This window comes from Nocardioides sp. (assembly GCF_030019515.1).
Taxonomy (GTDB): domain Bacteria; phylum Actinomycetota; class Actinomycetes; order Propionibacteriales; family Nocardioidaceae; genus Nocardioides.
In genome coordinates this window covers 181,247-206,330 of the sequence record NZ_JASEEQ010000001.1, presented here as the reverse complement: position 1 = coordinate 206,330, position 25,084 = coordinate 181,247, and the positions used below count along the sequence as shown (strand labels likewise).

25 protein-coding genes are annotated in these 25,084 nt (G+C 71.9%); 6 read left to right on the top strand and 19 right to left on the bottom strand.

Annotation, left to right across the window (positions count from 1 at the left end):
- Positions 1–36 precede the first annotated feature (36 nt).
- Positions 37–309: a zf-TFIIB domain-containing protein gene (locus QMC84_RS01010; RefSeq protein WP_300370770.1), complete on the bottom strand. Its 273-nt coding sequence runs from the start codon at positions 307–309 to the stop codon at positions 37–39.
- Between the two features lie 61 nt (positions 310–370).
- On the opposite strand from QMC84_RS01010, the gene QMC84_RS01005 reads away from it, so the two are divergent.
- From QMC84_RS01005 to QMC84_RS00995, 3 genes are all read left to right on the top strand, one after another.
- The gene (locus QMC84_RS01005; RefSeq protein WP_300370767.1) at positions 371–1,183 is read left to right on the top strand and encodes a glycerophosphodiester phosphodiesterase; all 813 of its coding nucleotides are present in this window, start codon (positions 371–373) and stop codon (positions 1,181–1,183) included.
- Positions 1,180–2,556 (top strand): MFS transporter, encoded by a 1,377-nt coding sequence (locus QMC84_RS01000; RefSeq protein ID WP_300370764.1) that lies wholly within the window; start codon positions 1,180–1,182, stop codon positions 2,554–2,556. Before QMC84_RS01005 ends, QMC84_RS01000 begins: the two co-directional genes overlap by 4 nt.
- A gap of 230 nt (positions 2,557–2,786) precedes the next feature.
- Positions 2,787–3,173: an RNA polymerase-binding protein RbpA gene (locus QMC84_RS00995; RefSeq protein ID WP_300370761.1), complete on the top strand. Its 387-nt coding sequence runs from the start codon at positions 2,787–2,789 to the stop codon at positions 3,171–3,173.
- Positions 3,174–3,225: 52 nt separating this feature from the next.
- Here the strand turns inward: QMC84_RS00995 and QMC84_RS00990 are convergent, their stop codons facing one another.
- From QMC84_RS00990 to QMC84_RS00960, 7 genes are all read right to left on the bottom strand, one after another.
- Entirely contained in the window at positions 3,226–3,690 is a 465-nt protein-coding gene (locus tag QMC84_RS00990; protein WP_300370758.1) for an FxsA family protein, read from the bottom strand.
- Positions 3,687–4,460 carry a polyprenol monophosphomannose synthase gene (locus QMC84_RS00985; RefSeq protein WP_300370754.1) on the bottom strand — a complete coding sequence of 258 codons (774 nt, stop codon included), beginning with the start codon at positions 4,458–4,460 and terminating at the stop codon, positions 3,687–3,689. Before QMC84_RS00985 ends, QMC84_RS00990 begins: the two co-directional genes overlap by 4 nt.
- Complete coding sequence (lnt, locus tag QMC84_RS00980) at positions 4,453–6,030, bottom strand: apolipoprotein N-acyltransferase (RefSeq protein ID WP_300370751.1); 1,578 nt, start codon at positions 6,028–6,030, stop codon at positions 4,453–4,455. Before lnt ends, QMC84_RS00985 begins: the two co-directional genes overlap by 8 nt.
- Positions 6,031–6,485: 455 nt before the next feature.
- Positions 6,486–6,881 (bottom strand): hotdog domain-containing protein, encoded by a 396-nt coding sequence (locus tag QMC84_RS00975; RefSeq protein ID WP_300370747.1) that lies wholly within the window; start codon positions 6,879–6,881, stop codon positions 6,486–6,488.
- Positions 6,878–7,633, bottom strand: coding sequence for an OAM dimerization domain-containing protein (locus QMC84_RS00970; protein WP_300370745.1), 756 nt, complete (start codon positions 7,631–7,633; stop codon positions 6,878–6,880). The genes QMC84_RS00975 and QMC84_RS00970 overlap by 4 nt, the downstream gene beginning before the upstream one ends.
- A complete protein-coding gene (locus tag QMC84_RS00965) occupies positions 7,630–9,222 on the bottom strand; it encodes a lysine 5,6-aminomutase subunit alpha (protein WP_300370742.1) in 1,593 nt (530 codons plus the stop codon). The genes QMC84_RS00970 and QMC84_RS00965 overlap by 4 nt, the downstream gene beginning before the upstream one ends.
- On the bottom strand, positions 9,219–10,280 hold the full coding sequence (locus QMC84_RS00960; RefSeq protein ID WP_300370739.1) for an L-erythro-3,5-diaminohexanoate dehydrogenase: 1,062 nt from the start codon (positions 10,278–10,280) through the stop codon (positions 9,219–9,221). The genes QMC84_RS00965 and QMC84_RS00960 overlap by 4 nt, the downstream gene beginning before the upstream one ends.
- 168 nt (positions 10,281–10,448) lie before the next feature.
- Here QMC84_RS00960 and QMC84_RS00955 point away from each other — a divergent pair, with 168 nt between their 5' ends.
- On the top strand, positions 10,449–11,855 hold the full coding sequence (locus QMC84_RS00955; RefSeq protein ID WP_300370736.1) for a lysine 2,3-aminomutase: 1,407 nt from the start codon (positions 10,449–10,451) through the stop codon (positions 11,853–11,855).
- A gap of 33 nt (positions 11,856–11,888) precedes the next feature.
- Here the strand turns inward: QMC84_RS00955 and QMC84_RS00950 are convergent, their stop codons facing one another.
- Positions 11,889–12,341 carry an Lrp/AsnC family transcriptional regulator gene (locus QMC84_RS00950; protein WP_300370733.1) on the bottom strand — a complete coding sequence of 151 codons (453 nt, stop codon included), beginning with the start codon at positions 12,339–12,341 and terminating at the stop codon, positions 11,889–11,891.
- Positions 12,342–12,399: 58 nt separating this feature from the next.
- On the opposite strand from QMC84_RS00950, the gene QMC84_RS00945 reads away from it, so the two are divergent.
- Together QMC84_RS00945 and QMC84_RS00940 are read left to right on the top strand one after the other, a co-directional pair.
- A complete protein-coding gene (locus QMC84_RS00945; RefSeq protein WP_300371408.1) occupies positions 12,400–13,305 on the top strand; it encodes a 5'-3' exonuclease in 906 nt (301 codons plus the stop codon).
- Positions 13,306–13,398: 93 nt separating this feature from the next.
- Entirely contained in the window at positions 13,399–14,058 is a 660-nt protein-coding gene (locus tag QMC84_RS00940; protein WP_300370730.1) for an SDR family oxidoreductase, read from the top strand.
- 18 nt (positions 14,059–14,076) lie between these two features.
- On the opposite strand, the gene QMC84_RS00935 is transcribed toward QMC84_RS00940, so the two are convergent.
- The 10 genes from QMC84_RS00935 to QMC84_RS00890 form a co-directional block, all read right to left on the bottom strand.
- Positions 14,077–16,899: a DEAD/DEAH box helicase gene (locus QMC84_RS00935; protein ID WP_300370728.1), complete on the bottom strand. Its 2,823-nt coding sequence runs from the start codon at positions 16,897–16,899 to the stop codon at positions 14,077–14,079.
- Between the two features lie 9 nt (positions 16,900–16,908).
- Complete coding sequence (locus tag QMC84_RS00930; protein ID WP_300370725.1) at positions 16,909–17,784, bottom strand: diacylglycerol kinase; 876 nt, start codon at positions 17,782–17,784, stop codon at positions 16,909–16,911.
- Between the two features lie 10 nt (positions 17,785–17,794).
- Positions 17,795–18,202: a hypothetical protein gene (locus QMC84_RS00925; protein ID WP_300370722.1), complete on the bottom strand. Its 408-nt coding sequence runs from the start codon at positions 18,200–18,202 to the stop codon at positions 17,795–17,797.
- Positions 18,199–19,053 carry a twin-arginine translocase subunit TatC gene (gene tatC, locus QMC84_RS00920; protein ID WP_300370720.1) on the bottom strand — a complete coding sequence of 285 codons (855 nt, stop codon included), beginning with the start codon at positions 19,051–19,053 and terminating at the stop codon, positions 18,199–18,201. Before tatC ends, QMC84_RS00925 begins: the two co-directional genes overlap by 4 nt.
- A gap of 13 nt (positions 19,054–19,066) precedes the next feature.
- A complete protein-coding gene (gene tatA, locus QMC84_RS00915) occupies positions 19,067–19,366 on the bottom strand; it encodes a Sec-independent protein translocase subunit TatA (RefSeq protein ID WP_300370717.1) in 300 nt (99 codons plus the stop codon).
- A gap of 34 nt (positions 19,367–19,400) precedes the next feature.
- Positions 19,401–20,393, bottom strand: coding sequence for a WYL domain-containing protein (locus QMC84_RS00910; protein ID WP_300370712.1), 993 nt, complete (start codon positions 20,391–20,393; stop codon positions 19,401–19,403).
- Positions 20,390–21,361 (bottom strand): WYL domain-containing protein, encoded by a 972-nt coding sequence (locus tag QMC84_RS00905; RefSeq protein WP_300370709.1) that lies wholly within the window; start codon positions 21,359–21,361, stop codon positions 20,390–20,392. The genes QMC84_RS00910 and QMC84_RS00905 overlap by 4 nt, the downstream gene beginning before the upstream one ends.
- A gap of 33 nt (positions 21,362–21,394) precedes the next feature.
- Positions 21,395–22,348, bottom strand: coding sequence for an FKBP-type peptidyl-prolyl cis-trans isomerase (locus tag QMC84_RS00900; RefSeq protein WP_300370706.1), 954 nt, complete (start codon positions 22,346–22,348; stop codon positions 21,395–21,397).
- Positions 22,349–22,525: 177 nt separating this feature from the next.
- Entirely contained in the window at positions 22,526–23,887 is a 1,362-nt protein-coding gene (gene pafA / locus QMC84_RS00895; RefSeq protein WP_300370703.1) for a Pup--protein ligase, read from the bottom strand.
- Positions 23,888–23,991: 104 nt separating this feature from the next.
- Positions 23,992–24,975 carry a hypothetical protein gene (locus QMC84_RS00890; protein ID WP_300370700.1) on the bottom strand — a complete coding sequence of 328 codons (984 nt, stop codon included), beginning with the start codon at positions 24,973–24,975 and terminating at the stop codon, positions 23,992–23,994.
- Between the last annotated feature and the right edge of the window lie 109 nt (positions 24,976–25,084).

Here is a 25,084-nt window from a genome sequence, read left to right as displayed (position 1 = left end):
CTCGGGTGACCAAGCCCCGGAGCCAACGAACAGGGCTCAGTCGAAGAGGGTCTCCACCCACGCCCGGGGCGAGGGCTTGCCGACCGGCGGGGCGGTCATGTCGGCGGTGATCCGCGGCATCGGCGCGGTGTGCTGGCCGGCGTGGCGGTGCCAGTCGCTCTCGGCCTCGATCAACGCTCCCAGGTCGGCCCGCGCGAGGAACACGCCGTGCCCGTCGGGACACTGGCTGACCTCACCCTCGCCCAGGGACGAGCTCAGGGTGTGCGTGACCATCTCGGCGCCGCAACGAGGACAGGTCAAGGTCTCCATGGGCCGACGCTACCGCCCGGCCACCGGCGCCGGTCGCACCCGGGTCGGGTTTACTCATCCCGTGGTCACGCCCCGCACCGGATACGCCTACCTCGACGATCCCGGACCCGTTCTGGCCTTCGCCCACCGCGGCGGCGCGTACCACCCCGAGATCGAGGGCCTGGAGAACACCCTGGCGGCGTTCCAGCACGCGATCGCGCTCGGCTACGACTACCTCGAGACCGACGTGCACGTGACCCGGGACGGGGTGCTGCTGGCCTTCCACGACACCGTGCTCGACCGGGTGACCGACTGCAGCGGGGAGATCGGCGCGCTCACCCACGCCGAGGTACGCCGGGCGCTGGTCGGCGGCCGCGAGGCGGTCCCGGCCCTGGCCGAGCTGTTCGACGCGTTCCCGCACGCCCGGTTCAACATCGACCTCAAGTCCGACGGCGCCGTGCCCGCCCTCGCGGAGTTCCTCGCCGCCCGCCAGGCCTGGGGCCGGGTCCTCGTGGGCTCGTTCTCGCCGCGCCGCATCCGGCTGTTCCGCAGCCTCACCGCCGACCGGGTGCCGACCGCCGCCACCCCGGTCGAGATCGCCCTGTTCCGCTTCCTCCCCAGTGCCCGGCTGGCCGCCCTGCTCAGCCGCTGCCGGTCCGCCGCCCTGCAGGTCCCCCATCGCCGAGGGCGGGTCACGATCGCGACCGCCGGCCTGGTCCGCCGGGCACACGCCGCGGGCCGCCACGTCCACGTGTGGACCATCGACGATCCCGACGAGATGCGAGTGCTGCTCGAGCGGGGCGTCGACGGACTGTTCACCGACCGGACCGACATACTCAAGGCCGTCCTCACCGAGCGGAACCAGTGGCGGGGCCAGGACAGGGAGGCGCCATGACGGCCAGCGGCGTTGCGGACCTGGGGCCGCTGCGACGGGAGCGCGAGCAGAAGGCCTGGTACTGGTACGACTGGGCGAACAGCGCCTACGTCACGACCACCGCCGCGGTGCTGTTCGCGCCGTATCTCACCTCGGTCGCGGAGAAGTCCGCCTGCGGCTTCGTCACCGACGAGGACAAGGGGCTCAAGTGCACCGAGGACCTCCACGTCCTCGGCCTCGGCCTCTCCGCCGGATCGCTGGTCTTCTACATCGTCACCGCGGCCACGATCCTCTCGGCGGTGGTGCTCCCGGTCGTCGGCGCGATCGCCGACCGCAGCGGCAACAAGCCGCGGCTGCTGGGTGGCTTCGCCTGGGCCGGAAGCGTGATGGCGATGCTGATGTTCCTGGTCACCGGCAGCAACTGGCAGCTGGGAGCCGGGCTGCTGCTGCTCGCGACCCTGTTCCTCGGCGCCAGCCTGGTGGTGTATGACGCCCTGCTGGTCGAGGTCGCGGACCCGGACGACCGCGACCGGGTCTCCTCGCGCGGGTGGGCGCTCGGCTACCTCGGCGGCGGCATCCTGCTCGCGATCAACTTCGGACTGCTCACCGCGCTGAGCGACGACACCGAGCTCGCCGTCCGGATCAGCCTGCTCAGCGCCGGCCTGTGGTGGGCGGTGTTCACGATCATCCCGGTGCGGGGCATCCGCGCCCGCCCGCCGGTGAACCCCGTCGCCGAGCCGGGCGGGCTGCTCCAGGCGAGCTTCGGCCAGCTGTGGCGGACCCTGAGGGACCTGCGCCGCTACCCGGTCACGATGACGTTCCTGGTCGCCTACCTGTTCTACAACGACGGCATCCAGACGGTGATCTACGCCGCGTCGGTCTACGGCGAGAAGCAGCTCGGCTTCGAGAAGAGCACCGTGCTACTCGCGTTCCTCGTGGTCCAGTTCGTGGGCATCCTCGGGGCGCTGTGGTTCGGGCGGGTCGCCCGGGGCCGGGGTGCGTACCGGGTGATCCTCGGCGGCCTGGTCGTGTGGCTGCTGGTCGTGGTCGCCGGCTGGCTGATCCCCGACGAGAACCTCCCGATGTTCCTGCTGCTCGCCGTGGCGATCGGCATCGTGCTGGGCGGCACCCAGGCCCTGTCCCGGTCCTTCTACAGCCAGCTGATCCCCCGGGGCCGGGAGGCGGAGTACTTCTCGCTCTACCAGGCGTGCGAGCGCGGGACGAGCTGGGTCGGGACCCTGGTCTTCGGCCTGGTGCACCAGTGGGCCGACTCCTACCGACCGGCACTGCTCGCGCTGGTCGTGCTGTTCGTGCTCGGGATCGGGTTCCTGCTGCGGGTCGACCCGCGCCGCGGCATCCGGGAGGCCGGCAACCCGCTCCCCCAGGTCGTCTGAGAGCGTCCAGGAGCGGCCAGGAGCGTCCAGGGGCGGCCAGGAACGGCCCGAGCGGGCGTTCCAGCCGGCGATGCGGGGAATCTTGCCGGCGCCAGTACCGTTGAACGGGTTGAGACGTCGCCCGGCTGGGTACATGGAAGTCTGGAGTCCGGTGTCACGAACGCTGTCACGAACACGGGGTTCGTCCGTCTCGGTCAATGCATGGGGGACAAGAATTCGGGAGGTGGCTCATGGCGGAGCGCACATTGCGGGGAGCGCGGCTCGGGGGCCAGAGTTTCGAGGATGAGCGCGGCATCGAGTTCGCGGCTCGCCAGCAGGTCGGTTACCGGTGCCCCCAGGGGCACGAGTTCGAGATCACGATGTCGGTCGAGGCCGACGTCCCGGCCGTCTGGGAGTGCCCGCGGTGCGGTGCCGAGGGGCTGAGCGTCTCCGGCATCCTGCCCGAGGCCAAGGCGGAGAAGCCGGCTCGCACCCACTGGGACATGCTCCTGGAGCGGCGCTCGGAGAAGGAGCTCGAGGACATCCTCAAGGAGCGGCTGCAGCTGCTCCGCGACGGGGAGATCGGTCCCGCGCACCTGCACCGCGCGAACCAGAAGAAGCGGAAGGCGACTGCCTGAGCGCAGCCGCGTCAGCGTCGAGCCCCCCGTGACTGGGGGGAGCCCTCGCCCGCTACTCGTCGACGACCTCGCCCCGGACGACCGGCCCCTCGGGCCCGGGTCCGGGGCGAGTCGCATCTGCGACGACGCCGGCGAGCACCCGGCGTGACACCAGGCCGGCCAGGAGCCGGCGGAACAGGGGTCGGGTCACCGGCAGGATCAGCAGCACCCCGAACGCGTCGGTGACGAAGCCCGGTGCGAGCATCAACGTGCCGCCGACCAGGATGAGCGCGCCGTCGGCGAGCTCCCGGGCCGGCATCCGGCCGCCCCCGAGGGCCTCGCGCAGCGCGCGCCAGGCCCGGCCGCCCTCGTGGCGGATCAGCAGGGTGCCCAGGATGCTGTCGAGCACGAGCAGCAGGATCGTCCACCAGGCACCGATCACCTGGCCGACCTGGACGAGCACGTAGATCTCGACCAGCGGCATCCCGATGAACAGCGCCACCAGCAGGAGGGCGAGGGGCCGGCGCCGCCTGCTCATCGGCGTCCCCAGGTCCGGCGCACCTGGGCGCTGCGCTCCCGCAGACCCCATGCGGTGATCCGCCGGAGCGACTCGACGGCCACGGCGCCGCTCATCTTCGAGTCGCCGCGGACCCGCTCGACGAACTCGATCGGCACCTCGCGCACCGTCAGCCCGGCGCCGAGCGTCCGGGAGACCATGTCGGTCTGGAAGACGTAGCCGGTGGACTGCACCGACTCGAGGTCGATCTTCTCCAGCGTCGCCCGGCGGAACAGCCGGTAGCCCGCCGTCGCGTCGCGCACGGGCACGCCGAGCAGCATCCGGACGTAGAGGTTGCCGCCGCGGGAGAGCAGCTCGCGCCGCCGCGGCCAGTTGACGACCGATCCACCCGGCACCCAGCGTGAGCCGATGACGAGGTCGGCGCCGTGCAGCGCCTCCAGGAGCAGGCCGAGCTGCTCGGGCTGGTGGCTGCCGTCGGCGTCCATCTCCCCGATCACGTCGTAGCCCGCCGCCAGCGCGACCCGGAAGCCGTGCAGGTAGGCCGCCCCGAGCCCGGCCTTGGCGCTGCGGTGCACGACCGACACCGCCGGGTCCGCGAGGGCCAGCTCGTCGGCGATCGCGCCGGTGCCGTCCGGCGATCCGTCATCGACGACCAGTACGTCGACGTCCGGCTGCGCAGCGCGCAGCCGGCCCACGATCCAGGCCAGGTTGCTCGCCTCGTTGTACGTCGGGATCACCACGACGACGCGGCCGAGGCCCGCGATGCTCCGTGCGCTTGACGGCTCACTCACCTGCCGGTTTCCCTCCACTCGCAGTCGTGGCCGCGACCGGGAGGTCGGAGCCTGCCCGGCCGTCCGCGGCCTGCCGCCGGTCCCGCTCCCGACGATACGGGAGCCATCGTGAAGCCAGCGTGAACAGCAGGCCGAGGGCGGCGAGCGCGATGAGGAACCGTCCCGGCCAGGCGCCGAGCCGCACGGCCGGAGTGACGCCGTCGACCAGCCCGACCTGCTCGACGAGCACCTGCTGGGTGCGCGGCGCGGCGCTCGCGACCACGTGGCCGTCCGGGGCGATCACGCCGGAGACCCCGTTGGTCGAGGCGACCGCCAGCCAGCGGCCCGTCTCGATCGCCCGGAGCCGGGTGATCGCGAACTGCTGGTCGATCTGGTCGGTGTGGATGAACGTCGCGTTGCTGGTCTGCACGACGAGCAGCTGCGCGCCCCGGCTGACCTGGGCGTAGATGCCGTCGTCGTAGGCCACGTCGAAGCAGATGGCGTCGGCCACCTCGATGCCCGCGACCTGCAGCGGGGTCCGGCGGGTGCCGGAGAGCATGTCGCGTGGGATCTCGGCGAGCCGGCCGAACTGGCGGGTGAAGAGCTCACGGGCCGGGATGTACTCGCCGAAGGGCACCGGGTGCCGCTTGGTGTACCGGTCCCCCGCCCCGGTGACCGGGTCCCAGACGATGCCCTGGTTGAGCACGTGCTCGGGGCCTGCGTCGACGATGGCGCCGACCAGGATGGGCACCCCGATCGCGGCGCTGGCGGTGCGGATGCCGCCGTTGGTCTGGGCGTCCCGGAACGGGTCGATTGCGGTGGAGTTCTCCGGCCAGAGCACGAAGTCCGGCCGCGGCACCGTGCCGGCCGCCACGTCGCGCGCGAGCCCGACGGTCACATCCACCTGGTTCTGGGTGACCTGCCGGAAGTCGTACAGGATGTCGTCGCCGTCGCCGGGGACGTCGCCCTGCACGGCCGCGACCGTCGCCTCGCCCGTGGTCTCGGCCTGCCAGGGGAAGGCCACCGGCAGTGCGGTCGTGAGGACGAGCGCCAGCAGCGCGCCCGCCGCCACGCGTCGCTCCCGCCCGCGGGCCACGAAGATCCAGGCGAGCAGGGTGCCGCTGAGGGCGAGCAGGAAGCTGACGCCGACCGAGCCGACCCAGGGCAGCGCCTTCGCGACCGGCGTGTCGACCACGGCGAAGGCGAGGCGCCCCCACGGCATGCCGCTGAACGGCCAGCCGCTGCGCCACACCTCGATCGCGACCCAGGCGGCGGCGACCCACAGCGGCCACCAGCGGTTCCGGCACAGGATCGCCGTCAGTGAGGCCAGCAGCGCGATGAAGGCCGCCTCGACGGTGGCCAGCGCCAGCCAGGCATCGGGACCGACCGCGCGCATCCAGAACAGCAGCACGTACTGGAAGCCGATCCCGAACAGCAGGCCGGGCAGCCAGGCCGAGCGGGCCTGCAGCCCCCGCACGGAGAGCACGAAGCCGGCGACCGCGAACGGGATCACCACCGGCGCCGCGACGGGCTCGAAGGCGACGGAGAGTGCCACCCCCGAGAGGACGGCGAGGAGCAGGCGGGCGGGCACGAGACGAAAATACCGGTCCGGCGTTCGCCGGACCGGCTCTCCCCCATGCAGGCGCTGCTCCGATCCCTCTGCAGATCACGGAAGGGTCCCGCACCCTTCGGTCCAGCACGACGCCGACTGGGTGCCGAGAACGTGTCTGTTGTCTAGGGGACGCGGGTCCCTTCCGTATCCGTCCTCGCGGAGCGGACCGACCTCCGCGAACCAGGGCGGACGGATGGTTGGCACTGCCATCCTCGACCCGGCCACTCGGACGTCGGTTCGCCGGCCACGATCTGCATGAACGGACGGCCCACAGTGGATCGCTGGGCGCTCGCCTGTCAACCGTCCGATGACCTGCGAGAACGTGCGAAGTCGCAGGTCACGGACCTGGCCCGGGCGCCGAAAATCCTTCGAATTTGCCTGCGTCGCGGCGTGTCGGGGCGGGACGCGCCGAGAGGAGGACGCCCCGGGGCCGTTCAGGCGGGGACGACCACCGTGCCGGTGGCTGTGGTCGCCAGGATCGGCTCGGCGAGCAGCTCGGCCGCGCCCGGGCGCTCGTCGGTCGCGGCGCCCCGGGCGACGACGTGGACGGCGAGGTCGAGCACCCGGGAGCGGGTGCCGACCCGGGTCAGCTCGGCGGTGATCTCCAGGACGTCGCCGGCGCGCACCGGGGCGCGGAACTGCACGTCGGAGTACGACGCGAACAGTCCCTCGTCGCCGTCGGTGCGGATGCACATCTCGGTGGCGACGTCGCCGAAGAGCCCGAGGCTGTAGGCGCCGTCGACCAGGTTGCCGGCGTAGTGGGCGTGCGAGTACGGCACGTAGCGCCGATGGGTGACGCGGACGCCGACCTCGGGGGGCGGGGTGGTCATGCTGCGGCTCCCTTCGCTGCCAGCCGGTGGACGAGGTACGACGCGACCTCGGTCGGCGTCGTACCGCGGACGAAGATCCGGTCGACGCCCAGGTCGCCGGCCATCGACTCGTCGAAGCGCGGCCCGCCGACGACCAGGAGCGGACGTCGGTCCGCGGGGTAGGCCTCCCGGAACGCCGCGGACATCTCGCGGGTGTTGAGCAGGTGCGCGTCGCGCTGGGTGACGACCTGCGAGACCAGCACGGCGTCGGCCTTCTCGGCGCGGGCCCGCTCGACCAGCTGGGGCACCGACACCTGGGCGCCGAGGTTGACCACCTTGACCTCGCGGTAGTACTCCAGGCCCTTCTCGCCGGCGAAGCCCTTGATGTTGAGGATCGCGTCGATGCCGACCGTGTGGGCGTCGGTGCCGATGCAGGCACCGACGACGGTCAGCCGGCGGCGCAGCGCGCGCTTGATCGCGGCGTTCGCCTCCTTGGGGCTGAGCAGCGGGTAGTCGCGTTCGACGACGGTCACCTCGTCGAGGTTCACCAGGTGCTGGACCCGGCCGTAGACCACGAAGAACGTGAAGTCCGGCCCCATCGGCCTGGTGTGCACCACGAGGGCCGGGTCGAGGCCCATCTTGTTGGCCAGCTGCGCCGCGGCGCCCTCGGCGCGCCGGGCGCTCTCGCCGCGGCCGTCGACGGGCAGGGTGAAGCTGATCTGCACCATGCCGTCGCCGGTGGTGTCGCCGTACGGTCGGACGAGCTCGCTCATCGGTGCACCATCCCATCGGCCTCGAGGATCTCGCTGGCGGGGTTGTAATACACCGCGGACTTCGGGGCGACGCCCTCGAGGCCCCTGCCGGCGTCCGCGGGCCGCTTCATCAGCCCGAAGGTGCCGTCCGCGATGGCGTTCAGCAGCGTGTCGTCCACGATCCGGTCGAGCAGGTCGATCGACTCGGCGAGCACCTGGCGGGCGCGCTGCACGATGAACCCGTCGGGCTCGGGCCGGAAGTCCCGGTGCAGGTCGCCGGCCGCGTTCATCACGTACCGCACGTTCTGCAGCGCCAGGTCGCGGTCGGAGATCCACGGGGTCACGACCGCCTCGGTCATCATCCCGACCAGCAGGATGCCCTGGCCCGTGAGGGCGCCGACCAGGTTGAAGAACCCGTCGAGCAGGTAGCCGCGGAACACGTCGCCGGTCATGTGCCGGGTCGGCGGCATCCACTTCAACGGCGCGTCGGGGAAGAGCTCGCGTGCCAGGAGCGCATGCGCCAGCTCGAGACGGAAGGAGTCGGGGACCTCGGGGTCGATCTCGAAGGCGTGCCCGAGGCCGAGCTGCCAGTCTTCGAGGCCGGCCTCCTTGGCGAAGTACTCGTTGAGCAGCTGGCTGGTGGTGACCGTGTGCGCGGCCTCGACCGCGTCGGCGGTGGTGAGGTAGTTGTCCTCACCGGTGTTGATGATGATCCCCGCACGGGCGTGCACCTGGCGGCTGAACCGCTGGTCGACGAACGTGCGCACCGGGTTGATGTCGCGGAACAGGATCCCGTACATCGAGTCGTTGAGCATCATGTCCAGGCGCTCCAGCCCGGCCAGGGCGGCGATCTCCGGCATGCACAGGCCCGACGCGTAGTTGGTGAGCCGCACGTAGCGGCCCAGCTCGCGGCTCGACTCGTCGAGCGCGGCCCGCATCAGCCGGAAGTTCTCCTGGGTGGCGTAGGTGCCGGCGAAGCCCTCGCGGGTCGCGCCCTCGGGCACGAAGTCCAGCAGGCTCTGGCCGGTGGACCGGATCACGGCGATCACGTCGGCCCCGGCCCGGGCGGCGGCCCGGGCCTGCGGGATGTCCTCGTAGATGTCGCCGGTCGCGACGATCAGGTAGATCCACGGCTTGCGCGGGGCGTCGCCGTAGCGGCGGATCAGGCGGTCGCGCTCGGCACGGCGGCGGTCGATCTGCCGGATGCCGCGCTGGACCTGCGTGCGCGCCGCGCGTCGAGCCCGGTCGGCGTCCTTGCCTTCCGGGAGCCGGAACCGCACCGAGCCGGCCGACGCCTTCTCGGCGAGGGCGGCGAGGTCGTCGGCCTCGCCGCGCAGCAGCGCGTCCCAGACCGGCAGGGCGACCCCGTGCGCGAGGCCGCCGTCCTGGTCGAGGTCCGCGCGGACCGACTCGAGGAGCCGGTTGACCCACGGCGTGCCGTCCGGGTCGGCGCCCTGCAGTCCGGCCAGCCGGAGCGTCGCGCGCTCGACGGAGACCGTCGTGTGCCGCTTCGCCATCGTCACGATCGGGCGGCCGGCCTTGCGGGCGAGGCTCCGGGCCTGCCGGACCGTGGCCGGGTCCAGGTCGAGCTTCCCGCGGGCCCTGCTCATCCGAGCCTCCTTTCGAAGAGGCCGCGCACGCCTGGGACGTCGCGGAGCAGCTCGAGGGCGTACGCCGCGTGCCCGGGTGCGTAGCCGTTGCCGATCAGCATCGTGACGTCGGCGGCGAGGCCCTCCGCGCCGAGCGCAGCGCCCGAGAACGACGTGGCCATGGAGAAGAACAGCACCGTCCCCCGGTCCGCGGTGGCCAGGATCGCGCCGCCCTCGCAGCCGGGGACGTCGACGCACACGACCGTGACGTCGGCCGGGCCGCCGGCCTTCGCTGTGGCGTCGCGCAGCCCGATCGCGTCCCGCGCGTCGGCGATCACGACCTCGTCGGCCAGGTCGGCCTCGCGCAGCAGCGCGGCCTCGGCCTCGTGCGGGACGATCCCGATCGTGTGCCGCGCGCCGGCCCGGCGGGCGGCGGCCAGGCTCAGCGAGCCGGACTTTCCGGCACCGCCGACCACGGCGACCACGGGGGCGTCATAGGACGCGACGACCCGGGCGGTCAGCGCCGGGGCGCCGCACACGTCCATCACCGAGAGGCTGAGCTCGGCAGGCAGGTCATCGGGCAGCACGGCCGCGATCGATCGCCCGAAGAGCACGGCGTACCCGTCACAGGGCACCTGCTCCCCCAGCCCGTCCCACCGGGCCAGGCCGTCCTCGATGACCAGCGGCGTCAGCGTGAGCGAGACCAGGGTGGCGACCCGGTCGCCGACCGTCAGGCCGAGCGGCGAGTCGGGACCGACCTCCTCGACCGTGCCGACCAGCATGCCGCCGGAGCCGGTCTCGGGGTTCTGCATCTTGCCGCGGCGCGCGACGATGTCGAGGACCGCGGCCCGGAGCGCGTCGCCGTCGACCCGGCCGTCGAGGGAGTGCGTGCGCTCCAGCTGGCGGTACGACGCGGCGTCGAGGTTCAGCCGCTCCACGCGCACCCGGACCTCGTCGGGCCACAGCTCGCGGCGGGTGTCCAGCCGCTCGGCGGCCTGCGGGAGCCGCGCTCCCCCGCCGGGTACGTCGTCGAGCACCCGGTGCAGTCCGGTGGGGTCACTGATCCGAGGCGTCGACACGGCGCATCCTCCGATGAAACGGTATTGTGGCAGGAAGAGATCCGGTGTGCCTTTGGACAGACCGTATGATCTTCTCCTACTCTGGCAGACGAGGCGGGCCGGACACAACCGACGCGCCACCCGTCCTCCCGACGTCGTCCCCCCCTGTGCCAACCGAGGAGCACCACGATGACCACGAACACGAGCATCGAGACCTCCGTCGCCGAGGTCGAGGCACGCAGCGGCCAGCCCTACCCGTACCGGCGCACCGAGCTCGTCGAGCCGGACTGGACCCGCTTCCCCGGCTGGCGCGACGTGACCCGCGCCGAGTGGGATTCGGTGCAGTGGCAGCGCGCCCACTGCGTGAAGAACCTGCGGCAGCTGCGCGAGCTGCTCGGCGACCTGGTCGACGAGCGGTTCTACGCCGACCTCGAGCGCGACCAGGCCGAGCGCGCCACGATGTCGATGCTGGTGCCCCCGCAGATGATGAACACGATGGTGCCCGACCAGGTGCCAGCCGGTCCGGGCTCGTTGACCGATGGGTTCTACGCCGACCCGGTCCGGCACTACATGATCCCGGTGTTCTCCGACCGACGCACCGACTGGCCCTCGCACCCGCACGCCACGCGCGACTCGCTGCACGAGCACGACATGTGGGTGGCCGAGGGGCTGACCCACCGCTACCCGACCAAGGTGCTCGCCGAGCTGCTGCCGACCTGCCCGCAGTACTGCGGCCACTGCACCCGGATGGACCTGGTCGGCAACTCCACGCCGACGATCGACAAGCTGAAGTTCGTGGCCAAGCCGAACGACCGGCTCGGCGACATGCTGGACTACCTGCGCCGGACGCCGCAGGTGCGCGACGTGGTCGTCTCCGGCGGCGACGTCGCCAACCTGCCCTGGCCCCGGCTCGAGGACTTCCTGACCCGGCTGCTGGAGATCGAGAACATCCGCGACATCCGGCTCGCGACCAAGGCGCTGGTGGGCCTGCCCCAGCACTGGCTCCAGGACGACGTGCGCGCCGGCATGGCCCGCGTCGCCGGCACCGCGCGGGCCCGCGGCGTCTCGATCGCGATCCACACCCACGCCAACCACGCCAACTCGATCACCCCGCTGGTCGCCGACGCCACCGCGGCGATGTTCGAGGCCGGGGTGCGCGACGTACGCAACCAGGGCGTGCTGCTCAACGGCGTCAACGCCGGCCCGGACGCCCTGCTCGACCTGTGCTTCCGCCTGCTCGACGGCGCGCAGATCATGCCCTACTACTTCTACATGTGCGACATGATCCCGTTCTCGGAGCACTGGCGGGTCTCGGTCGCCGACGCGCAGCGGCTGCAGCACCACATCATGGGCTACCTCCCCGGCTTCGCGACGCCCCGCATCGTGTGCGACGTGCCGTTCGTCGGGAAGCGCTGGGTGCACCAGCTCGCCGACTACGACACCGAGCGCGGCATCTCGTACTGGACCAAGAACTACCGCACCTCGATCGAGAGCGAGCAGTCGGACGCGCTCACCCGGACCTACGAGTACTACGACCCGATCCACACCCTGCCGCCGGCCGGCCAGGCGTGGTGGGCCGAGCACGCCCTGGACTGATCCCCGGGCGGCGTCCGGCCGCCGCGACGGCCCTCAGATGGCCGAGCGGCCCTCGAACGGCGTCGAGAGCACGATGGTGGTGCGGGTCGACACGTTGGCCGACGCGCGGATCCGCGCGAGCAGGTCCTCCAGGTCGGTCGGGGTGGCCACCCGGACCTTGAGGATGTAGGACTCGTCGCCGGCAACCGACCAGCACGACTCGATCTCGGGGATGGTGCGGACCCGCTCGGGCGAGTCGTCGGGCTGCGAGGGGTCGATCGGCCGGATCGAGATGAAGGCCGTGAGCGGAAGGCCGAGCTGCTCGTGGTCGATGACCGCGCCGTAGCCCCGGATCAGGCCGCGTCCCTCGAGACGCTTGACCCGCTGGTGGACGGCCGACGTCGACAGGCCGGTGGCCTTGCCGAGGTCGGTGAACGACATCCGGCCGTCCTTCGCGAGAAGCTCGAGGATCTTGCGGTCGGTGCCTTCGAGTTCGGACTGGCTCACGGCGCTCAGCGTAGCGTCGCGTGGCAGGATGCGGGTCGTGGACCAGCCCGGGCGACTGATGCTTCTCGACTCCGCCTCGATGTACTTCCGGGCCTTCTTCGGGGTCCCCGAGATCCTGGCGCCGGACGGCACTCCGGTCAACGCCGTGCGTGGGCTGCTCGACTTCATCTCGCGGCTGGTCGCCGACTACCGGCCGACCCACCTGGTCGCCTGCTGGGACAACGACTGGCGCCCCCAGTGGCGGGTCGACCTGCTGCCGTCGTACAAGGCGCACCGAGTCGAGGCCGAGCGCACCGGCGCGCCGGACGTCGAGGAGGTGCCCGATCCGCTGGAGGTGCAGGTCCCGATCATCCGCGAGATGCTCGAGGCGTTCGGGATCTGCGTGCTCGGGGCGGACGGCTACGAGGCCGACGACGTCATCGGCTCGCTGGCCACGCAGGCGCGGCAGCCGGTCGACGTCGTGACCGGCGACCGGGACCTCTTCCAGCTCGTCGACGACGACGCCGATGTCCGCGTGCTCTACATCGCCCGCGGGGTGGGCAACCACGAGCGGGTGACCAACGAGTGGGTGCGCGCGAAGTACGGCATCGACGCCCGGCAGTACGCCGACTTCGCCACCCTGCGCGGCGACGCCTCGGACGGGCTGCCCGGCGTGGCCGGCGTCGGGGAGAAGACGGCCGCGACCCTGCTGGGTCGCTTCGGCGACATGGACGGGATCGTCGCGGCCGCCCTCGACCCCGACTCCGACATGGGGCCCGGCCCGCGGGGGAAGATCAAGGCGGCCTCGGCGTACCTCGAGGTCGCGCCCCAGGTGGTCGCCGTGGCCCGCGACCTCGACCTCGGCCCGGCCGACACCCGCCTCCCGGCCGAGCCCCGTGACCTGCCGCGCGTCGCCGATCTCGCCCAGCGGTGGGGCATCGAGAGCCCGGTCCAGCGGCTCACCGACGTGCTCGTGGGTCGCTGATCGCCGCGGTTTGGTCACCAACGACAGATCTGGCCGGTTCCTGACTGCGGTTGGTGACCAAACGACAACCGGGCCGCTCGTACGGTGAAGGACATGACTCGCATCGCCATCGTCGGCGGCCACGGCCAGATCGCCCGGCAGCTCGTCCCCCTGCTCCGACGTGCGGACCACGACCCGGTCGCGCTGGTGCGGAACGAGGCCTACCGCGAGGAGCTGGAGGGCCGCGGCGCCGAGGTGCGGATGCTCGACATCGAGCACCAGGGCGCGGCGGAGTTCGCGGCCGCGTTCGCCGGCTGCGACGCCGTCGTCTTCGCCGCGGGCGGCGGCCCCGACGGCAACGTCGAGCGCAAGCGCACCGTCGATCTCGAGGGCTCGCTGAAGTCGATCGAGGCCGCCCGGGCGGCCGGGATCCGCCGCCTCGTGCAGGTGTCCGCGATCGGGGTGGACGACCCGCTGGACGCCGACACCGGCGACGTCTGGCGGGCGTACGTCGAGGCCAAGCGCGACGCCGACGCCGCCCTGCGCGCCAGCGGCCTGGACTGGACGATCCTGCGCCCCGGCCGGCTCACCGACGAGCCGGCCACCGGGCACGTCGCCCTCGGCCCGGGGGTCGCCCGCGGCGAGGTCACCCGCGCCGACACCGCCGCCGTGCTGGCCGCGGTGCTGGACGTGCCGAGCAGCATCGGCCAGCAGTGGAACGTCGTGAACGGCGACGTCCCCATCGAGCAGGCGGCCCGCTCCCCCGGTCGCTGACCCGGCCCGGGCCCCGACTCACGCGTCGTCGGCGAGCGAGGAGTAGGCCACCACGCCGCGACGCAGCCGGCGGACCACCTCCCGCGCGGTGTCGCGCAACGGCGTCGGTCCGGCCGCATCGGCGACCTGCCCCGCCAGGTCGAGCAGCTGCTTCATCCAGCGCACGAAGTCGCCGGCCGCGAGGTCGCTGACGACCAGGACGTCGTCGAGGTCGTCGCCCTCCGCCCAGCGGTAGGCGACCCACGCGAAGCCGAGGTCGGGCTGGCGCAGGAAGTCGAGCTTGTGCTCGCGCTCGAGCGCCTCCAGGCTGCCCCAGAGCCGGACCATCTCGCCGACCACCTCACGCACCGCGCCGCCGGGGATCCGGGGCGAGGACGCGTCGTCGGGCCGGCGCGCCTCGAAGACCAGCACCGAGAGGGCCGCGGCCAGCTCGGAGGGCGAGAGCGCGTCCCAGAGCCCGTGCCGCATCGACTCGGCGGCGAGCAGGTCCATGTCGGAGTACAGGCGCCGGAGACGGCTGCCGCGCTCGGTGACCCGGGCGTCGGCGCCGTCGCCGCTGAGGTAGCCGAGCGCGGCCAGCACCTCGCACACCCGGTCGAACTGACGGGCCACGGTGTTCGTGCGCTGCTCGACCCGCCGCTTGAGGGTCTGGGCGTCCCGGTCGAGCTTGAAGTACCGCTCCGCCCACCGCGCGTGGTCCTCGCGCTCGGGGCACTCGTGGCAGGGATGCGCCTTGATCTCGGCGCGCAGCAGCGCGATCTCCTCGTCGGCAGCGGTGCGGACCTGGTCGCGGCCGCCCGCCGACCGACCCGACGAGCGGCCGGGTGGGGGCGGGGTGAGGTCGTGGGTGCGGGAGCGCAGCGCCGAGGCCAGGTCGCGACGCATCTGCGGGTTGCGCCCGTTGAAGCTCTTGGGGACCTTCACCCGGGCGAGCGCCGTCACCGGCGTGGGGAAGTCGATCATCGCCAGCCGGCGGGCCTGCCGATCCGCGGTGACGACGTACGGACGGGGGCCCTCGGCCGACCAGCCGGGGTCGACCACGACCGCGAAGCCGGCGAACTTGCCGGTCGGCACCTCGATCACGTCCCCGGGCCGGAGCGCGCGCAGCGACTCGATGGCGGCCTCGCGCTGGTCGGCACGGCGCGTGCGGCTGGCGCCCTTCTCGACCTCGCCGACCCGGCGGCGGAGCCCGGCGTACTCCATGAAGTCGCCGAGGTGGCAGGTCGCGGCGTCCCGGTAGCCCTCGAGCGCGTCCTCGCTCTTGCGCAGCTGTCGGGCCAGACCGACCACGGCCTTGTCGGCCTGGAACTGGGCGAAGGACTGCTCCAGCAGCTCGCGGGAGCGCTCGCGGCCGAACTGGTGCACGAGGTTGACCGCCATGTTGTACGACGGGCGGAAGGACGACCGGAGCGGGTAGGTGCGCGTGGAGGCGAGGCCGGCGAGCTCGCGGGGGTTCATCCCGGGCTGCCAGAGCACGACCCCGTGGCCCTCGACGTCCAGGCCGCGCCGTCCCGCGCGGCCGGTGAGCTGGGTGTACTCCCCCGGCGTGATGTCGGCGTGCGTCTCGCCGTTCCACTTGGTGAGCTTCTCGATCACCACGGTGCGCGCCGGCATGTTGATGCCCAGCGCGAGCGTCTCGGTGGCGAACACGACCTTGCACAGGCCGCGCACGAACAGCTCCTCCACGCACTGCTTGAACGCCGGCAGCATGCCCGCGTGGTGGGCCGCGACGCCGCGGGTCAGGCCGTCGAGGAAGTCGTGGTAGCCCAGCACGTGGAGGTCGTCGGCGGGCAGGTCGCTGCAGGCCTCCTCGACGTAGGCGTAGATCGTGTCCCGCTCCTCCGGCGAGGTGAGCCGCACGCCCGCGTTGAGGCACTGGGTCACCGCGGCGTCGCAGCCCACCCGACTGAAGATGAAGACGATCGCGGGGAGCAGGCGCTCGCGGTCGAGGCGGTCGATGACCTCGGGTCGGCTGGGGATCCAGACCCGGCGCCCGTTGCCGACGTTGCGCTGCCCCGGCTTGGACCGGCCGCGCGGGTTGCGCCGGTCCTTGATCCGGCTGCTGGCCCAGTCGTCCCGGGCGACCTTCACCAGCTCGTCGTTGACCGGGGCGCCCTCCTTGACGAACCCGGCGGCGGCGTCGACGTCGGAGGATGCGAACAGGTCGAGCAGCCGGCGGCCCACCATCACGTGCTGGTAGAGCGGCACCGGGCGCCGCTCCTCGACGATCGTCGTCGTGTCGCCGCGCACGGTCTCCAGCCACTCCCCGAACTCCTCGGCGTTCGACACGGTGGCCGACAGCGAGACCAGGGACACCGACTCGGGGAGGTGGATGATGACCTCCTCCCACACGGCGCCCCGGGAGCGGTCGGCGAGGTAGTGCACCTCGTCCATGACGACGAACCCGAGGCCGAGCAGGGTGCGGGACCCGGCGTACAGCATGTTGCGCAGCACCTCGGTGGTCATCACGACGACGGGCGCCTCGCCGTTGACGACGTTGTCGCCGGTGAGCAGGCCGACCTGGTCGGGCCCGTACCGGGCGACCAGGTCGTTGTACTTCTGGTTCGAGAGGGCCTTGATCGGGGTCGTGTAGAACGCCTTGCGCCCGGTCTGCAGCGCCAGGTGGATCGCGAACTCGCCCACGATCGTCTTGCCGGAGCCGGTCGGGGCGGCGACCAGTACCCCGCGACCCGCCTCGATCGCCTGGCAGCTCCGCACCTGGAAGTCGTCGAGGTCGAAGCCGTAGAGGGCCCGGAAGTCCCGGAGCACGGGGTGCTTGCGATCGGTGCGGTACTCGGCGTACCGCTCGGACGGGCTGCGGTCGTCCGAGGCGCTGCTCATGAGCCCAACCTACGTGAGGACGGTCAACGCGCCGGGCGCACACTCCACGGTCAGCGGCAGCGGCCCGAAGCGCTCCCCGTCGGCGTAGGACACGATGCCCGGTGCGGCGACGGTGATCGTGCGGACCCGGTGGTGCTCGTACTGCGGGTGGGTCACGTGGGTGCCCTTGAACAGCTTGGGGTAGGTGCGGATCAGGCCGGCCTTGCTCATCGGCTTGATGATCACCACGTCCAGCAGCCCGTCGTCGAGGAGCGCCCCCTCGGTGATCCGCAGTCCGCCACCGAACGACGGGCCGTTGCCGACGGCGACCAGCATCGCCTCGAGGTGGTGCGCGACGCCGTCGAGGTCGAGGGTGTACGGGATCGGCTCGAAGGTGCGCAGCTCGGCGAGCGTCGCCAGGTTGTAGCGCATCTGGCCCTTGGGCCAGGTCATCTTGTTGGCCCGCTCGTTGACGATCGCGTCGAAGCCGGCGGCGAGCACGGTGAGGTAGTACTGGCGGCCGCTGCGCGCCAGGTCCACCACCCGGGTGCGCCCGCCGATCACGACGTCGGCGGCCGCCCGGGGGTCCCTGCGGGGCACGTCGAAGTAGCGGGCGACGTCGTTGCCGGTGCCGGCCGGTACCAGCCCGAGCGGGATGCCGGTGCCGGCGAGCGCCTGCACCGCGAGGTGCACCATGCCGTCGCCGCCGACGATCACCAGCGCGTCGACGCCGTCCGCGACGGCCTGGTGCGCGAGGTCCTGGGACTCGTCGGCGTCGCGCCCGGTCAGGTTGCGGACGGTCAGCCCCGCGGCGCGCAGGTGCGCCAGGGCGGCGTCGCGGTAGCGGGCCCCGCGACCCTTGCCCGCGGTGGGGTTCGTCAGCAGCGCGATGTCCCGGTCGGTCACGCGGGTGAGACTAGGGCCTCTCGGCGCCGATCCGCAGCAGCACGGAGTAGCGCTCGACCGAGGCGCCGACCGCGAGCGCCAGCCGGCCGACCGCCTCGAGGACCAGGTCGGCGGTGAACCCGGTGCCCGGGACTGCGAGCGTCAGGCGGCCGTCGCGGCCGACGAGGAGCACCTGGCCGTACCGCCAGGCCTGGTGCGCGTCGTGGCGCACCGTCTCGGGGGCCACGGTGGCGGGGTACGCAGGGTCGACCGCGAGCAGGTCGCACCGGATCGGCTCCTGGCCGGGGCTGGTGAGCAGGCCCGTCACCGCGTGCCCGCGGCGGACGCCGGTCTCGGGGGCCCAGGTCACGTCCGAGACCCCGAGCCAGTCGGGCAGGTCGAACGGGTCGACCGCGTCGAAGCCCGCCGGTGCGGTCACAGCGGTGACGCCTCGTCGTCGGCCCACTGGTCGGTCGCCTGCCGGCTGCGGCCGCGCGCCCGATCGACGGCTCGCGCGATGATCTCGGCGACGAGGAACAGGACCAGCATCGGGATGGCGAGCATCGTCATCGAGAAGGGGTCGGTGGACGGGGTCGCGACGGCGGCGAACACGAAGGTACCGAGGATGATCCAGGGCCGGTACCGGCCGAGTGCCTTGCCGGAGACGACCCCGGCGAGGTTGAGCATGACCACGAACAGTGGGATCTCGAAGGCGATGCCGAAGACCAGCAGCATCCGGGTCAGGAAGGAGAAGTAGTCGCCGAACTCCACCAGGTTGTCCAGGCCTGCGGGGGTGAACCCGATCAGGACCTCCAGGCCGCGCGGCAGCACGTAGTAGCCGGTGCCGACGCCGACGATGAAGAGCGGGCCGGCGATGGCGGCGAAGATCCGGGTCCACTTCCGCTCCTGGTCGTGCAGGCCGGGCACGACGAAGGCCCAGATCTGGTAGAGCCAGTAGGGGCTGGAGGCGACGATCGCGGCGACGCCGCACAGCTTGAGCTGCAGCATCAGCGGGCCGGTGGCGCCCGCGACGTACGCCTTCGTCTGGACCTTCTCGCCGAGCATCGCACGCGCGTCGTTGTAGGGCCCGAGCACGAGCCCGAGCAGACCGTCGTGGGGACGGTCGAAGAAGAAGAGCGCGATCGCGAACGTCAGGACGAGGAAGAGCACCGACTTGAGCAGCCGGGCGCGCAACTCGCGCAGGTGGTCCGAGAGGGCCATCCGGCCGTCGGCACCCACCGGGTGGCGGGGTCGGCCGGAGAAGTAGTCGAAGACGCCGCTGAGGGACAACGGGCGGGTGCGCTCAGGCGCCGTCGGGACGCTGCAGGCGGTCCCGCTCCGCGTCCAGGTCCGCCTGGCGGCGGTCCAGCTCGGCCTGCCGGGACTCGAGCTCGCGCTGCTCGGGGGTCTTGGTGACGTCGTCCTGGTCGTCGTCCATCAGGCCCTTGGTCTCGGCCTTGAAGATCCGCAGCGCCCGCCCGCTGCCGCGGGCCAGCTCGGGGAGCTTCGCGGCGCCGAAGAGCAGGATGATGACAGCCAGGATGATGAGCAGCTCGGTCGTGCCGAGGCCGCCGATGGCGAGCGGAAGCATGTGTGTCCTCACGGGCTGGATGGTGACGTTCTCATGGTACGCCGGGTCAGGCGTAAAGGCTGAGGGTGGCGCGCGCCCGGCGGGTGAACGCCTGGTCGAGCTCGGTGGGGCTCAGCACCCGGGCGTGGGGTGCCAGGCGGAGCAACAGTCGCTGGAGCCAGCGCTCGTCGGCGATGAGCAGGTCGACGTCGAGTGCCGCACCCGGGCCGGGTCGCACCGCCTCGACCGGGTAGTACTCGACGATCCAGCGGGCCGGAGGCTCCACGCGGAGGGTGACCAGCGTGGTGTCCTCGGCCCTCTTGAACAGGCCCTCGGAGAGGTCGCGCGGCGGCTCCGGCGCGGTGCTGACAGGCGTGTCGAGCACCGCGGCCTCGCGGATCCGGTCGAGCCGGAACAGCCGCGGCGCCCGGGCGCTGTGGCACCAGGCATCGAGGTAGGTGAACCCGTGCGCAGAGACGATGCCCCGCGGGTCGACGGTGCGCTCGGACTGCTCATCGCGAGAGGGGACGAAGTAGATGAGCCGGACCTGGCGCTGCCGGGCGACCGCGTCGTGCAGGTCGGCCTCCAGGCGGACCTGGTCGAGGCGCTCGAGATCCACCTCCCCCGGGTCGATCTGGCGGGCCGCCGAGCCCTCAGTGGCGGCCGCCTCGAGCTTGGTGAGCGCCCGGTCGACGACCTCGCGGGTCTCCTCGCGGGCGCCCGAGCGCAGGGCGCGCAGCGCGACGATGATCGCGGTCGCCTCGGTGGGGGTCAGCCGCAGCGGCCGGGACAGGTAGTCGGCGTTCGACACCCGGATCACGCCGTCGGCCTCAGGGCCCTCCAGCGCGTCCAGATCGACGTCGATCAGGTCGTCGGGGTAACCCCCGGGCAGCCCACACATGAGCAGCACCTTGAGGTCGCTGAGCAGCTGCCCCGGTGCGACGCCCAGCGCCGCGGCCGCGTCGTCGAGGCGGACCCCGTCGTGGGAGTGGAGGAACGGGACCAGGGTGAGCAGCCGGGCGACCTGGTCCTTGGCGCCGCTGGCGGACGGGGTGCTCACGACGCCTCCCCCACGATCGCGCGCAGCCGGTGCACGACCGCCTCGCGCAGCGCCTCCGGCTCCTCGACGTACACGTCGGGGCCGTAGCCGAGCACCTCGTCGGCGGCACCGGTGCCGCCCCTGCTGGTCACGACCCGGTCCCAGCCGGTGCGCTCGTCCGGCCCGGCGACGCCCGGCTCCACGGACTCGGCGTCGCGGCGCAGCGCGAGCCCGGAGCCCTCGCGCACGAGCAGCACGGCACGGCCGGTGGTCGGCTCGGGGGCCAGCCGCATGGTCGTGGCGCGGACGTCGGTGCCCGGCGGGACGTCGTACGAGCCGGGCTGCCCGGCCCTGCGGGCCTCGCCCTGCACCCGTGAGAGACGGAAGACCCGCTCCTCGTCGCGGTCGGTGTCCAGGCCGACGACGTACCAGCGGCCGGAGTAGCGCACGACGCCCCACGGCTGGAGGTGCCGGGTGGTCGCGGCGGTGGCGCCCGGGCGGCGGTACTCGAACTCGACCGGGATCCGCTCCTGGATCGCCTCCCAGAAGAGGTCGAAGGAGGGCTCGTCCGCGCTCAGGCGCGGCTGGGCGATGTCCAGCGCGCTCACGTCGAGCGGCAGGCCCAGGGCGGTCAGCTTGCGGACCGCCTCGGTGGTCGCCTCGGCCAGCCGGGCGTGCTCCCAGACCCGGGTCGCCAGGCCGATGACGGCGGCCTCGTCGGCGGTCAGCGAGATGTCGGGCAGCGCGAACTCGTCGGGGCGGATCCGGTAGCCCGGCTCGTCGTCGAAGTAGGCGTCCATGTTGCCGACCTCGATCGGGACCCCCAGGCTGCGCAGCTCCTCCTTGTCACGCTCGAACATCTTCTCGAACGCCTCGGTGCTGGAGTCCGGGTAGAGGATCGCCCGGATCCGGTCCTTGGGGACGTAGTGGCGCTGGACCAGCAGCATGATGAGCAGGTTGAGCAGTCGTTCGCTCTTCGCCACCGCCATGCTGCTGATCCTCGCGCGTCCGGGTGTCGGGCGCTACTTGGCGTCGATGATGTCGACGACGAAGTACAGCGTGCTGTTCGCCGGGATGCCGCTCTGCTCGGATGCGCCGTACCCGAGGGCCGGCGGGATCTGGAGGAGTACCCGGCTGCCGACCTTGAGGCCCTCGAGGCCGTAGGTCCAGCCCTGCACGACCTGCGAGAGCGCGAACGGCACCGGGTCCTTGGAGTAGCTCTCGTCGAAGGGCTTCTTGGCGCCGTACACCATGCCGAGGTAGTTGGCCGTCACGGTCATGTCGGTGGTGACCGTCGTTCCCTTGCCCTCCTTGACGACGCTGCGCAGCAGGTCGCCGTCGGCCTTCGGCTCGTCGATGCCCTTGAAGTCGAGCGCGACCGGCTCGCCCTTCTTCTCCACGATCCCCGGCAGCTGGGCCGACGGCACGTCCTTCGGCGTCGGCGGCTGGTACATCTCCATCAGGTCCACGATGATCAGCACCGTGTCGGTGGGAGCGATCCCGATCGAGGTGTTGCCCGCCTCGCCGAACGCGTCCGCGCCGGTCGCGGTGACGGCGACCCGGGAGCCGAGCTTCTGGCCGAGCACGGCGTCCTTGAACACCGGCGCCAGCTGGTCGCTGGCCGTCACGGTCTCCTCCTGGCCGCCCTCGGCGTAGCTGCTGTAGGCCTCCTCCTGGGTGAAGCCGTTGCCGATCCAGAGGTTGACCTGGACCTTGTCGCCGTCCTTGACCACGTCTCCGTCGCCCTCGGTGAGCACCGTGGTCTCGGTCTTGTCGACGTCGAGCTTGCCGTCCCACTTCACCTCCGGCCCGCTGCCGAGGTCACCGGTCACGGTGATCCCGTGCAGGCTGTCGGACGACGACGAGGAGTCGCCGTCGGAGGAGTCGGAGCCGCACGCGACCAGCGTGGTGGCCAGCATGGTGGCCAGGACCAGCGGGAGCAGGACGGCCGAGAGACGGCGGGGACGTCGAAACACTGAGTTCAACCTTCGCAGTTGGGTGCTGGGACAGCGGCGCTCAGACTAGCCGCCAACCCTGAGCGGAGTCTGATCGCGGGTCCGCCCGGTGGTCGCTGGGGACTGTGGTTTGGTCACCAACGACACTCCTGGGGCTCATCCGGTTGCAGTTGGTGACCAAACCGCAACGAACGAGCCTCACATGCCGTCGATGAGCCGCTGGACCCGCTCGTCGTGGGCTCGGAACGGGTCCTTGCACAAAACGGTGCGCTGGGCCTGGTCGTTGAGCTTGAGGTGGACCCAGTCGACCGTGAAGTCGCGGCGGCGCTCCTGGGCGCGGCGGATGAACTCGCCGCGCAGCCGGGCCCGGGTGGTCTGCGGCGGCACCGACTTGGCCTCGAAGACCTTCAGGTCGGTGGTCACCCGGGCGACCGCGCCCCGCTTCTCCAGCAGGTAGTAGAGCCCGCGGCCACGGTGGATGTCGTGGTAGGCCAGATCGAGCTGGGCGATCCGGGGATGGCCCAGGGGCAGGCCGTGCTTGGCCCGGTAGCGGTCGATGAGCTTCCACTTGATCACCCAGTCGATCTCGCGGTCGACCAGGCCGAGGTCGTCGGACTCGACCGCCTTCAGGCCGCGCTCCCAGAGGTCGAGCGCCCGCTCGATCAGCGGCGTGCTGATCTCGCGGCGGTCGACGAAGTCGCGGGCCTTCGTGAGGTACTCCTGCTGGATGTCCAGCGCGCTGGCCTCGCGGCCGTTGGCCAGCCGGATCTTGCGGCGACCGGTGACGTCGTGGGAGATCTCCCGGATCGCCCGGATCGGGTTCTCCATCGTGAGGTCGCGCATCACCACGCCCTCCTCGATCATCCGGAGTACCAGATCGCAGCTGGCGACCTTGAGCATCGTCGTGGTCTCGCTCATGTTGGAGTCGCCGACGATGACGTGCAGCCGGCGGTACTTCTCGGCGTCGGCGTGCGGCTCGTCGCGGGTGTTGATGATCGGGCGGCTGCGGGTGGTCGCGCTGGAGACGCCCTCCCAGATGTGCTCGGCACGCTGGGACACGCTGTAGCTGGCACCGCGCGGCGTCTGGGTGATCTTGCCCGCCCCGACCACGATCTGCCGGGTCACCAGGAACGGGATCAGCACGTCGGCGAGCCGGGAGAACTCGCCCGCCCGGCTGACCAGGTAGTTCTCGTGGCAGCCGTAGGAGTTCCCCGCGGAGTCGGTGTTGTTCTTGAACAGGTAGATCTCGCCGGCGATGCCCTCGTCGTGGAGCCGCTGCTCCGCGTCGAGGAGCAGACCCTCCAGGACCCGCTCCCCCGCCTTGTCGTGGGTGACCAGCTCGATCACGTCGTCGCACTCGGGGGTGGCGTACTCGGGATGGCTCCCGACGTCGAGGTAGAGCCGGGCGCCGTTGCGCAGGAAGACGTTGCTGCTGCGTCCCCAGCTGACGACCTTCCGGAACAGGTAGCGCGCCACCTCGTCCGGGCTGAGACGGCGCTGACCCTTGAACGTGCACGTCACGCCGTACTCGTTCTCGATCCCGAAGATCCGCCGGTCCACGAGGTCAGCCTAGGCGCAGCCTGGTCGGCTGGGGCGGCAAGTCCGTCGCGTGGCGGCACGCCGGGATGGCGCAGCCGGCCCTGACGGCGCAGAACGTTGCCCGGTCAGGAGGCCCGTGACCAGTCCATGATGGCGCTCTGGCGCCGCCACCGGTTCATGAGTCGTTCGCGGCCGGCCTCGGAGTACAGCGAGTTCTTCACGATCGCGCGCCAGCGACGCAGCCGACGCGCTCGGTGGGGACGGTCGAGGGCCCGGTCGATCTCGTGCATCACGACCGCGGGGTGGTTCAGCAGGTCGTCGAGCGCGAAGCCGCTGCGGGTGTACGGCGAGCCCGCCCACCCCCGCTCCCGCCGCATGTCGACCCGGTGCTGGTCCTTGTCGCGATGGTGCTCGCCGTCGTACTCGTGGATGTCCGTGGTCCCCGTGACCAGCAGGTCGACGCGGCCGATCAGGTTCCCGCGATCGTCGAACAGCTCGACCTGCGGCTGCACGGGCACGTCGATCGCCTCGTCGAAGATCCGCAGAATCGTCTCTCCCTCGGACTCGCTCAGGGGGTTCGCCAGCCGGTATGCGATCCGCAGCATCCGCACCCCCGGTCGCCTGGACTGGAGCAGCCGTTCCATCCGAACCGGGTCCAGGTCACCCATGCGGAGGGCGGAGTCGATCACGATGACCATGTCGAGGACGCCCAGGTCCCGCGACAGTCTCAGCAGGATCTCCTCGGCCTCCTCGACCGGCAGGCCGAACCGCTCGGTGGGCTGACGGTCGGAGGTCAGCCTCGAGCAGATCAGGCCGTGCCGTCGGGGCCGCGGATCCTTGAGCCGCACCGCCACGAACACCGGCACCTGCTCGGGCAGCTTCGGCAGCCGCCACCCGCGCAGACGCGCACCCGTGAAGTGCGTGAAGACGGCTGACTTCGGAAGCACCAGCCGATAGGCCTCGAGCTCCCGGACGAACTCCTCGTCCTCGGTCAGCCCATCGCGCTGCAGGACGTACAGCCCGTGGCTGACGCGCCGGTAGCTCGCCAGCCTGACCTGCCCCCGGATCGGCTCGTCGCCGGCGGCCCGCTTCTTCGTCGTCGTCCCCATGGCCTCAGGCTGCGCGCTCCCAGGCCACCACAAACCGGGCTCCCCCGGGCCTGTGGATGACGCCGCGGGTCACCGATGGTCGTGGTTTAGTCACCAACGACAGAGAGTG